This window comes from Leclercia sp. M50 (assembly GCF_037150775.1).
In the GTDB taxonomy this organism is placed as follows: domain Bacteria; phylum Pseudomonadota; class Gammaproteobacteria; order Enterobacterales; family Enterobacteriaceae; genus Enterobacter.
In genome coordinates this window covers 1-11,200 of the sequence record NZ_JBBCPK010000113.1, presented here as the reverse complement: position 1 = coordinate 11,200, position 11,200 = coordinate 1, and the positions used below count along the sequence as shown (strand labels likewise).

At 57.1% G+C, this 11,200-nt stretch carries 10 protein-coding genes; 3 read left to right on the top strand and 7 right to left on the bottom strand.

Features of this window, described 5'->3' with window-relative positions:
• Positions 1-417: 417 nt before the first annotated feature.
• Positions 418-1,479 carry a 7-bladed beta-propeller protein YncE gene (gene yncE, locus WFM46_RS20310; protein WP_114314888.1) on the bottom strand — a complete coding sequence of 354 codons (1,062 nt, stop codon included), beginning with the start codon at positions 1,477-1,479 and terminating at the stop codon, positions 418-420.
• Positions 1,480-1,744: 265 nt separating this feature from the next.
• On the opposite strand from yncE, the gene pqqU reads away from it, so the two are divergent.
• Positions 1,745-3,859, top strand: coding sequence for a TonB-dependent receptor PqqU (gene pqqU / locus WFM46_RS20305; protein WP_336998384.1), 2,115 nt, complete (start codon positions 1,745-1,747; stop codon positions 3,857-3,859).
• A 34-nt stretch (positions 3,860-3,893) separates the two neighbouring features.
• Here the strand turns inward: pqqU and WFM46_RS20300 are convergent, their stop codons facing one another.
• The 4 genes from WFM46_RS20300 to WFM46_RS20285 all read right to left on the bottom strand — a co-directional run bounded on the left by WFM46_RS20300 (position 3,894) and on the right by WFM46_RS20285 (position 8,220).
• On the bottom strand, positions 3,894-5,432 hold the full coding sequence (locus WFM46_RS20300) for a methyl-accepting chemotaxis protein (protein WP_336998383.1): 1,539 nt from the start codon (positions 5,430-5,432) through the stop codon (positions 3,894-3,896).
• A gap of 182 nt (positions 5,433-5,614) precedes the next feature.
• Positions 5,615-6,283, bottom strand: coding sequence for a GntR family transcriptional regulator (locus WFM46_RS20295; protein ID WP_336998382.1), 669 nt, complete (start codon positions 6,281-6,283; stop codon positions 5,615-5,617).
• 255 nt (positions 6,284-6,538) lie between these two features.
• Entirely contained in the window at positions 6,539-7,579 is a 1,041-nt protein-coding gene (locus WFM46_RS20290; protein ID WP_336998381.1) for an NADP-dependent oxidoreductase, read from the bottom strand.
• A gap of 65 nt (positions 7,580-7,644) precedes the next feature.
• The gene (locus tag WFM46_RS20285) at positions 7,645-8,220 is read right to left on the bottom strand and encodes a helix-turn-helix domain-containing protein (RefSeq protein WP_336998380.1); all 576 of its coding nucleotides are present in this window, start codon (positions 8,218-8,220) and stop codon (positions 7,645-7,647) included.
• Between the two features lie 150 nt (positions 8,221-8,370).
• On the opposite strand from WFM46_RS20285, the gene WFM46_RS20280 reads away from it, so the two are divergent.
• Together WFM46_RS20280 and WFM46_RS20275 are read left to right on the top strand one after the other, a co-directional pair.
• Positions 8,371-8,889, top strand: a complete 519-nt coding sequence (locus tag WFM46_RS20280) for a GNAT family N-acetyltransferase (RefSeq protein ID WP_103179695.1) — start codon at positions 8,371-8,373, stop codon at positions 8,887-8,889.
• A complete protein-coding gene (locus WFM46_RS20275) occupies positions 8,886-9,335 on the top strand; it encodes a DMT family transporter (protein ID WP_336998379.1) in 450 nt (149 codons plus the stop codon). The genes WFM46_RS20280 and WFM46_RS20275 overlap by 4 nt, the downstream gene beginning before the upstream one ends.
• 1 nt (position 9,336) lies before the next feature.
• On the opposite strand, the gene WFM46_RS20270 is transcribed toward WFM46_RS20275, so the two are convergent.
• The gene (locus tag WFM46_RS20270; RefSeq protein WP_336998378.1) at positions 9,337-9,570 is read right to left on the bottom strand and encodes a YdcY family protein; all 234 of its coding nucleotides are present in this window, start codon (positions 9,568-9,570) and stop codon (positions 9,337-9,339) included.
• Between the two features lie 98 nt (positions 9,571-9,668).
• Positions 9,669-11,200 (bottom strand): ABC transporter substrate-binding protein (locus WFM46_RS20265; RefSeq protein WP_336998377.1); only part of this gene is annotated, 1,532 nt, incomplete at its 5' end.

Genomic DNA, 11,200 nt, shown 5'->3' with positions numbered 1-11,200 from the left:
GCCACCCGGCATAAAGACCGTACCCGTCCTCGTTGCCCGGCGGCGCTGCGCTTGCGCGGGCCTACGGTTTGGCCATTGGTAGGCCGGGTAAGGCGCAGCCGCCACCCGGCATAAAGACCGCACCCGTCCTCATTGCCCGGCGGCGCTGCGCTTGCGCGGGCCTACGGTTTGGCCATTGGTAGGCCGGGTAAGGCGCAGCCGCCACCCGGCATAAAGACCGCACCCGTCCTCGTTGCCCGGCGGCGCTGCGCTTGCGCGGGCCTACGGTTTGGCCGTTGGTAGGCCGGGTAAGGCGCAGCCGCCACCCGGCATAAAGACCGTACCCGTCCTCGTTGCCCGGCGGCGCTGCGCTTGCGCGGGCCTACGGTTTGGCCATTGGTAGGCCGGGTAAGGCGCAGCCGCCACCCGGCACTGAACTTACAGCGCGATACGGATCACATCATCCGGCTGGGTGGCTTCCTGCTGGCGGGTCGACTTCTGCTTCACCGTCACGTACAGGGTTTTGCCGTCGGCGGAGAGCGCCAGGCTGTTCGGGAAGGTCGGCGTATCGTGCGTTTTGGTCACTTTGTAGGTTTTGGCGTCAATCACGCTCACCTTGCCCGCCTCACGGTGGGTGACGTAGGCTTCGTCCCGGGCCGGGTTAAACAGCACCGCCAGAGATTCCGGGGCTGCCACCTTGCTGATGATGCTGCCATCTTTCAGGGAGACAACCAGTACTTCCGGCTGTTTAGAGTCGGTGATGAACGCACGCTGGCCCTTAACATCCAGGCTCAGGTTCAGGTAGAAGTGCTCTTTCCCGTCGTCCTGCAGCTTCTTACGCGCGATGATTTTGTGGGTCGCGGTGTCGATGGTCACCAGTTCGCCGTCGCCGTTGGTGGTGTAGAGACGCTTCGCCTGGGCATCCAGCGCCAGACCGGTGCTGAATTTGCCGGTGCCGGTAATGGTCTCTTTCAGCTTCAGCGTTTCGCCGTCCACCACCCAAATCACGCTCTCTTTGCCGATACCGGTGATATAGACGGTGTTCGTGGTGTCATCCGCCACCAGCTCACGCGGTTGCAGCGGTTTCACAGTCTCGCTGCGCTTACGATCGTCCAGCACCAGACGGCCCTTCACGTCACCGGTTTTCGCGTCAATGGCCGTTACCGCGCTGTTGGTAGTGTTACCAAACCACAGGGTCTGGGTGGCGTTATTGATGGTGGCGCCAAACGGTTTCAGGTCGCTATGAATGGCCTGCGTCACTTCCAGCGTCAGCGGATCGAGGCGGTAGACCACCCCACCTTTATCCATTTTGCGGCTCTGGGTGGTGGCAACCCACAGCGCATTTTCCTGCTGGCTGACGGCCATTTCATATGCGCCTTTGCCCACCGCTTTACGCAGCATCTCTTCTGCGGCATGAACATTAAAAGAACCGGCTACCAGCAAAGACCCCAACAGCAGTGAGCTACGCAGACGCGGCGAGCACAGGTGACGTAAATTCATAACAACTCCCTTTCGAGTAAATGGTACCGCTGACATCGCTTCCGGCTGGCAAAGTCATCGCTTCGCCTGATTATGGATGAGAATAGTAATCATTATTTATCTCAATGTGGAGTAATTCTTGATCGCATCAAGCTTATTCGCTGATTTAACCTACACTTGGGTTAACGCTATGTGCGGTTATGGTTTTCAAAATATTTACAAAAGATTTACCATACCCGCACATGTTCCATTTGGTTCGTCTTTCTTTTAAGCGGTTTTTTAATTCATGAAAATCTTTTCTGCCCGCAGGGCAACGCTCCCCCTGCTGTTGGTTCCTGTTGTTTTAGCCCCTGTCGCAGCGATGGCGGCCGACGAACAGACCATGATCGTCAGCGCGTCACCACAATCGCTCTCTGAGTTAGATACCCCTGCCGCGGTCAGCGTGGTTAACGGCGAGGATATACGTCATGCGACCCCGCGCATTAACCTCTCTGAATCCCTCGGCAGCGTGCCGGGATTACAGATCCAGAACCGACAGAACTACGCCCAGGATCTCCAGCTCTCAACCCGTGGTTTTGGCGCCCGCTCCACCTTTGGGGTGCGTGGCATTCGTCTCTATGTGGACGGTATCCCGGCGACGATGCCGGATGGTCAGGGGCAAACCTCGAATATCGATCTCAACAGCATTGAGAGCGTGGAAGTGCTGCGCGGGCCGTTTTCCGCCCTCTATGGCAACGCCTCCGGCGGCGTGGTTAACATGACCACCGAAACCGGGCGTGAGCCGAACACCGTCGAGGCCAGCAGCTATTACGGCAGCTACGGCAGCTGGCGCTACGGTCTGAAGGCCACCGGCGCGATGGGCGACGGCACCCAGCCGGGGGATGTGGATTACACCGTCTCCACCACCCGCTTCACCACCCATGGCTATCGCGACCACAGCGGTGCGCGTAAAAACCTCGCCAATGCCAAACTGGGCGTGCGCATCGACGACGCCAGCAAGCTGAGCCTGATTTTCAACAGCGTGGATATGAAAGCCAACGATCCCGGCGGGCTGGACTATCAGGAGTGGCGGGATAACCCGCGCCAGTCGCCGCGCGGCGATCAGTACAACACCCGCAAAACCATCAAGCAGACCCAGGCCGGCCTGCGCTATGAACGCCAGCTCAGCGCCCAGGACGACCTCAGCGTGATGGCCTACGCCGGTGAACGTGAGATGACTCAGTATCAGTCGATCCCCTACCAGCCACAGTTGCGCCCGACTCACGCGGGCGGCGTGATCGACATGCAGCGCCACTATCAGGGGATCGATACCCGCTGGACTCACCGTGGTGAGCTGCTGGTGCCGATGACCTTCACCACCGGTTTGAATTACGAAAACCTGAGCGAAGATCGTCGCGGGTATGAAAACTTCGTGATGAACAACGGCGTGCCGGATTATGGCCAGAAAGGGGCGAAGCGCCGCGATGAGCGCAACCTGATGTGGAACGTCGATCCCTACCTGCAAACCAACTGGCAGCTGACGCAAAAGCTCTCTCTCGATGCGGGCGTGCGCTACAGCTCCGTGTGGTTCGACTCGAACGACCACTATGTACAGGGCGCTAATGGCGACGACAGCGGTGAGGCCAGCTACCACAAATGGCTCCCGGCCGGGGCGCTGAAGTACCGCGTAACCGACGCCTGGAACCTCTATGCCGCCGCGGGCCGCGGGTTTGAGACCCCGACCATCAACGAGCTCTCCTACCGTTCCGATAACCAGAGCGGCCTGAACTTTGGCCTCAAGCCATCCACCAACAACACGTATGAGGTGGGAAGCAAAACGCGCATCGGCAATGGCCTGTTCACTGCGGCGCTGTTCCGTACCGATACCGACGATGAGATCGTCGTTGACGCCAGCGCGGGCGGCCGCACCAGCTATAAAAACGCCGGTAAAACCCGCCGTCAGGGGGTGGAACTCTCTCTGGATCAGCAGTTTGCTGAAAACTGGAAGCTGAAAATGGCGTGGACCTATCTGGATGCCACCTATCGCACCAACGTCTGTGGCGATAGCGACTGTAACGGCAACCGGATGCCGGGCATTGCCCGCAACATGGGCTATGCCTCCTTTGGCTGGCAGCCGGTCGAGGGGTGGTATGCGGGATCGGATGTGCGCTATATGAGCGACATCGAGGCCGATGACGAAAACACCGCCAAAGCGCCCTCTTATACCGTTGTGGGTCTGAACACCGGCTATAAGCTGAATATGGGCAACTGGGGCATGGACCTCTTTGGTCGCGTGGATAACCTGTTCGACAAAGAGTATGTCGGCTCGGTGATTGTGAACGAATCAAACGGGCGTTACTACGAACCGGCACCGGGGCGTAACTACGGGGTGGGCCTTTCCGTCTCGTATCGCTTCGAGTGATAAAAAACCGGCAGCCCAGGCTGCCGGTTTTGTTTTATGCCATCTGTGCGCGCTGTTCCAGACGGAACGCCGCCACCAGCGACTCCAGCAGACGGGCCTGATCTTCCAGCGCCCCTGCCGCCGTCGACGAGGCGCCTACCAGCGAGGCGTTCTGCTGGGTAGTGGTATCCAGCTCCATCACCGCCCGGGAGATTTGCTCAATACCACGGCTCTGCTCTTCCGAGGCCGAGGAGATCTCGCCCATGATGTCATTTACGCGGGTGACGGAATCCACCACCTGCTCCATGGTCTGCCCGGCTTTCGCCACCAGCTCGCTGCCGGTAGAAATGCGGGAGACCGACTCGCTGATCAACTGCTCGATATCCTTCGCCGCCTGAGAGCTGCGCTGGGAGAGGCTGCGCACTTCGCTGGCCACCACCGCAAAGCCCCGCCCCTGCTCCCCGGCGCGCGCCGCTTCCACGGCTGCGTTGAGGGCCAGAATATTGGTCTGGAAGGCGATGCTGTTGATCACCGCCGTGATATCGGCGATTTTTTGCGAGCTGGTGTTGATATCGCTCATGGTGCTGACCACGTCGCGCATCACCCGTCCGCCCTGGGTCGCAGTCTGCGAAGCCTCGGCAGCCAGTTGGCTGGCATGACGGGCGTTATCGGCGTTGTTCTTCACCGTGGCGGTGAGCTCTTCCATACTGGCGGCGGTCTGCACGACTGCCGCAGCCTGCTGCTCGGTACGCGAGGAGAGATCGGTGTTGCCTTCGGCAATTTCACTGGCGGCCAGCGACACCTGCGCCACGCTGCTGCGCACCTCGCCAATCATTAAGCGCAGTTTATCGTTCATCCGGCCCATCGCCCCGGTCAGTTTGCCCAGTTCGTCTTCTCCCTGGGGATGGATATCGGAGCTGAGATCGCCGCTGGCGATACGCTCGGCCAGCTGCAGGTTCTGTTTTACCAGACGGGTGATCTGGCGGGTCACCCACCAGGAGACCAGGATACCGAAGAGGATCGCCGCCACGCCAATAATGGCGGTGATGGTACTGGAGCTATAGGCCAGCGAATCATTATGCGTTTTGACCAGAGCAATGATCTCGCGGATTGAGGCGCTGCTGTCGTCGCCAGCGGTTTTGACTTTGTCTTCCGCAGCTTTCAGCGGCGCGGTGGCCGCCGGGTCGTTTTTGTTCGCGTTCCAGGCCGTCATCGCGCTCTGCATTTCCGTCACGCTGCTGCCAAAACGGGCAAGGTGCCCGGCAATCGCCTCAACAATGGCCCTCTCTTTTGCCGTCCACTCCAGCTCACGGGCCTCTTCGGTCAGTTCAACGGCATGTTTGACGTAATTTGCCATCAGCTGGCCGGACTTTTCGTCACCGTTATAGAGGAATTTGAGGCGGTTGATCTTGGCCTGGAAGACCTCGATATTGATGTTGTAGATCAGGTTGGTTTGCTGGTAAACGTCGCGAATTTCTTTAAAGCGCATCACGCTGAGCAAGGTCGATACTGCAACCAGCAGCAGTACCAGACCAAAACCCGCCGCGAGCTTTCTGCTCATTTTTATATTACGTAATCGTTGACTGACACTCATTCCTGGCTCCTTAAAAGGCGAATGTGCCTTTTAAGGTTATCGGCAGAGGTCAGGGTTATTTCATAGTTAAGCTGGTCTTATCAGTAGGCTAATAAATAAACTTTCCGGCAGCAGCTTGTCTGCCGGAAAAAAGAAACAGCTCATATTTAGCGAAATTACCGCTTCGTTTATTTCTAGCCCTGTTAGTTTGCAAACTGCCTGATTAATATCTCATTCGCTTCGTCGATCGCTTTATCAATCGCCGCCCGGCTGGCTTCCTGATCGCCCTTCGCAAGGGCATCAAGCAGCTCATCGTAACGATAGGAGCGGCTCGGCAATACAATGTCTGGATCGTAGAGACAGTTAAAACAGGGCCCGATGCGCACCCATAGCTGTTCGATAAGCGATATCAGCGTGGGCATGTCGGCATAGTGATAGAGCGTAAAACGAAAAGCACGGTTGGTGTGAAGCGCCCGCTCCACCTCACCATTGCTCATCGCCTCGTGAAATTTTTCTGAAAGATCGCGCAGCGTCTCTAACTTTTCGTCGGTCATCTGATTGCATGCCGCCGCGACAGCCATGCATTCCAGCGACTTACGAATAGCATTGACTTCGCTATAACGCTCTAAAGTGACTTCCGGCACCAGAAAAGCCTGCGCCGGGGTCGCGTGCAGCGCGCCCGCGGAGACCAACCGCAGCAGCGCTTCACGAACAGGAGTAATACTGGTACCGAGTTTATCCGCAATATCTTTGGTGACGAGCCGTGCGCCTGGCTTTAACGCGCCGGCAATCAGCGCGCTTTTCAGACTCACCTCAACCTGCATCGTCAGGCTCATTCGTTGAGCTTTTTCTAAATTGTCCAAATCCAGCATGTTCTGTTCCTGTTACCCACACTTAACTATATTTCACAGACGGTTAAATAAGGACCGCTGAGTATTTGATATATCCTGTATCGCATGCCTGATTTACGTCAAAAGAAAACCATCAATCATAACTTTGTGTGATTGAAAAAATAAAATACCCCGTTTTGTATACCGCGTTTCGTTTATTCTATGCCTGTATAATTAAAGACGTTATTTTGAATTTTGCACAGTTTAGTATGGCGGAATAATCCGCCATACCTGGTACTATTCGTTATTGTTCGCGACACGTATCACGACTTTGCCGAAGTTTTTTCCCTCCAGCAGGCCAATCAGCGCATCGGGCGCATTTTCCAGGCCATCCGTCACCTGTTCGCGATAGTGGATATTGCCCTCTTTGACCCACTGCCCCATCTGCTGCTGAAACTCTTCGATACGGTGGCCATAATCCTGGTTGATGATAAAGCCCTGCATACGGATGCGTTTTTTCAGGATGGTGCCCATCAGCAACCCGAGACGATCCGGCCCTGGCGGCAGGTCGGTGGCGTTGTATCCGCTCACCAGCCCACAGACCGGTACGCGCGCCTGGGTATTGAGCAGCGGCAGCACCGCGTCAAACACTTTACCGCCGACATTTTCGTAGTAGATATCAATCCCCTGCGGACACGCCTGTTTAAGCTGTTCGGCAAAGTCATCCGCATGATGATCCAGGCACTGGTCGAAGCCCAGCACCTCGGTGGCGTGATGGCACTTCTCCGCCCCACCGGCAACGCCTACCACCCGGCAACCTTTCAGCTTGCCAATCTGCCCAACGGTGGAACCTACCGGGCCGGTCGCCGCGGCCACTACCAGGGTCTCACCCGATTTCGGTTGGCCGATATCCAGCAGTCCCATGTAGGCGGTAAAACCTGGCATCCCCAGAATACCTAACGACCAGGAGGGGTGCTCCGGGTTCTCACCCAGTTTCACCAGCCCGTTGCCGTCGGAGAGTTCATACTCCTGCCAGCCGCTGTAGCCGAGCACCCATTCACCCGGCTGATAGTCAGGATGGTTCGAGGCCTCAACGCGGCTGACGGTGCCGCCCACCATTACGGCACCGATCTCTACCGGCGGCGAATAAGAGGGCGCGTCGCTCATGCGGCCACGCATATAAGGGTCAAGAGAGAGCCACATCGTGCGCAGCAGAAGCTGGCCGTCGGCGGGCTGAGGGATGTCGGTGGTTTCTAAACGAAAGTTATCAGCGGTGGGGGCACCATGGGGACGAGAAGCCAGAACCCATTGACGATTTTGCGTTGAAGATTGACTCATACCTCACTCCTTTTTATAGAAACGTCCTTAGAGCCTAGCCTCATCTTCCCCTGCCCGCTTTAACATTATGAGCCGGACTGGTTAAGCCTGACGACAATGTAGACGCACGGCTCGCCGCTTTCGTTAATAAACCGGCAGTCGTTCGGCGGGCCTAACTCCAGACAATCTCCGGCCCGCATTTCATGGCGGGTATCCCCCTCCTGAAACACCAGCTCCCCCGACTGAAGCCAGATAAGCTGGCGCGCAAGGGCATAAGAGGAGGCGGGCATCGGTACATCGCTGTTGCCGGGCAATTCAACCTGCACCAGGTCGATAGGCAGATCGGTACGCGGCGAGACGTGTCGACGCATATAGTGGGTTTGTGGGTCGCGCCAGACAGGCTGGCTTTCAAAGCGCAGCAGCTTGCCCTCCTGCATCTCGGCGCGGGCAATAAGGGTCGACATGCTGATGCCAAACGCGCCAGAGAGACGGGCCAGCAAGGTGGCGGTCGGGCTGCTGTCGCCGCGTTCGATTTTATGGATCATCGCTCGTGACACGCCCGCCCGCTCGGCAAGCTCGCTCAGGGACCATCCACGCGACTCGCGTTCAAGCCGAATGCGCGCGCTGATCCGTTGATTCATATTGTCTGACAGAATATTCATCACGCCATACTATAGAGAAAGTAATGGATTACCACTGGCTTTTTTCATAACGAAAAGATATGTGTTATGCCGTAGCGTTTTCAGCGACAGTTTGTGTAATATCGTGACATCGCGTACTACTATAGTGAACAACACACCCCGAGGTTTCAGATGCTTATTCGTCACGCCACTAAAGAGGATTGCGCCGCTATCGGCGAGATCTATAACCACGCTGTACTGCATACCGCCGCCATCTGGAACGATACCACCGTGGACACCGATAACCGCATCGCCTGGTTCGAGGCGCGCCAGCTGATGGGCTATCCGGTGCTCGTCAGCGAGCACGATGGCGTGGTCACGGGATATGCCTCTTTCGGTGACTGGCGCGCCTTTGACGGGTTCCGCCATACGGTTGAGCATTCGGTTTATGTGCATCCGGATCATCAGGGCAAAGGCATCGGGCGGGCGCTGATGGAGCAACTTATTGTTGAGGCCCGACGCATCGGCAAGCACGTGATGGTGGCCGGGATCGAAGCGCAGAATCATGCCTCTGTACATCTGCATGAAACCCTGGGTTTTGTCACCACTGGCCAGATGCCGCAGGTGGGGACCAAGTTTGGCCGCTGGCTGGATCTGACCTTTATGCAGCTTCAGCTCGATGAGCGCAGCGAACCGGATAACATCGGATGAACCAGACCCTGACGCTGGTATTTCTGGTGGCGGCGGGCATTGGGCTGGTGGTGCAGAACACCCTGATGGTACGCATCACCCAGACCTCAAGCACCATTCTTATCGCCATGCTGCTCAACTCGCTGGTGGGGATCGTCTTGTTTGTCTCGATTTTGCTGATTAAAAACGGCGTCGCCGGGTTCAGCGAGCTGGTTCACACCGTGCGCTGGTGGACCTTAATTCCCGGCCTGCTGGGCTCATTTTTTGTCTTCGCCAGCATCAGCGGCTATCAGTATGTCGGGGCCGCGACGACTATCGCCGTGCTGGTTGCCAGCCAGTTAATCGGGGGTCTGGTGATGGATGTGATGCGCAGCCAGGGGGTACCGCTGAAGGCCCTGATCGGCCCGGTATGCGGCGCGGTGCTGCTGGTGGTTGGCGCCTGGCTGGTGGCCAGACGCCAGTTCTGAATCAGAGGATCACCCCGCCTTTGGTCAGGCTGTCATGGCGGGCCTCCTGGTCCTCTTTGTACTGTTTACCGTGGTGAGCGATGGCGTTACGCAGGCGCTGCTGCTGGGTATAGCGATCTTCACGGGTTAACTCCCTATCCTCGCTAAGCTCGATCAGCAGTTCATTCATATGTGCAATCACGCTTTCGGCTATCGTCGCGTCAACGCGGACGGTAACATCCTCTAAATGTGACATTGTCACTCCTTCTCAGCTTGCCCGGCGGCGCTACGCTTGCCGGGCCTACGGGTGCCATAAGCAGGCCGGGTAAGGCGCAGCCGCCACCCGGCGCTCTGTCAGTTTACTTTCGCCTTCGAGAAATCACTTCCCATCAGGCTCACGCTGTATCCGCTAATATTGCTGCGGGTAGCAAAGAAGGTTTTGCCGTTGGCCAGCGCAATCCACGGTGCCTGCTGATAGAAGATCTCCTGCGCCTGGCTGTAGAGCTTCGCACGCGCGGCGGGATCGCTGGTGAGCTTCGCCTTCTGCACCAGGTCATCATAGCCCTTGTCGCACCAGCGTGCAGCATTGGAGCCGGTTTTGATGCTGTCGCACCCCAGCAGCACGTCGGCAAAGTTATCCGGGTCGCCGTTATCCGACATCCAGCCAAACAGGGCGCTGTCGTGCTCGCCTTTACGCATGCCGGAGAGGTATTCGCCCCACTCATAGGAGACGATTTTCGCTTTAACACCCACCTTCGCCCAGTCGCTCTGGATCATCTCCGCAATGCGGCGCGAGTTTGGGTTGTAAGGGCGTTGTACCGGCATCGACCAGAGGGTCACTTCCGCGCCCTGCTCCAGCCCCGCCTGTTTCAGCAGCGCTTTCGCTTTTTCCGGATCGTAGCTGTAGTCCTGCACATCTTTATTAAAGCCCATCATATTCGGCGGGATCGGCGATTTTGCCACCGTGCCGGAGCCCATAAATACCGCGTTGATAATGGCCTTTTTGTCGGTAGCGTAGTTCAGGGCCTGGCGCACCAGCACGTTATCAAACGGTTTTTTCTCGGTGTTAAACGCCAGATAGCCGACGTTCAGCGCATCGACGCTGTGCAGGGTCAGGTCTTTGTTCTTCTTGATCACCTCAAACTGCACCGGGGATGGGGCAGGAATAATCTGGCACTCGTTGGTTTGCAGCTTGGCGAGGCGGGTTTCAACGTTCGGGGTGATGGAGAAGATCAGGTGTTTAGTCGGCACCGCGCCATCCCAGTAGTTCGGATTGGCGATATAGCGGATAAGGGAGTCAACCTTATACTGCTGGAGCACGTACGGTCCGGTGCCGATCGGCCAGGTATCGACATTTTCCGGGGTGCCTTTTTTCAGCATCGCGTCGGCATATTCCGCCGACAGGATCGAGGCGAAGTCCATCCCCCAGTCGGCGAGGAAGGCGGCGTTCGGTTCGCTCAGCACAAACTGCACGTGGTTGTCGTCGATCTTCTTCACCTCCTGGATCAGCTTATCCAGGCCGACGTCGTTAAAGTATTCGTAGTTGCCCTGAGAGACGTTGTGGTACGGATGGTTAGGGTCTTTCTGACGCATTACCGAGAAAATAACGTCATCGGCATTAAAATCGCGGGTCGGTTTAAAGAATTTGTTGCTGTTGAACTTCACCCCTTTGCGCAGGGTAAAAGTATAGGTTTTGCCATCCGGCGAAATGGTCCAGGATTCAGCCAGTGAAGGCACCGGGGTATTTTTGACCGGATCGAAGTTTATCAGGCGGTTATAGAGCACCTGTGAGCTGGCAACGAAGCTCGGGCCGGAGCTGGCGATCTGCGGGTTAAAGGACTCCGGGGACGCTTCAGAGCAGTAGATAATGGTATCGTTATTGGCCG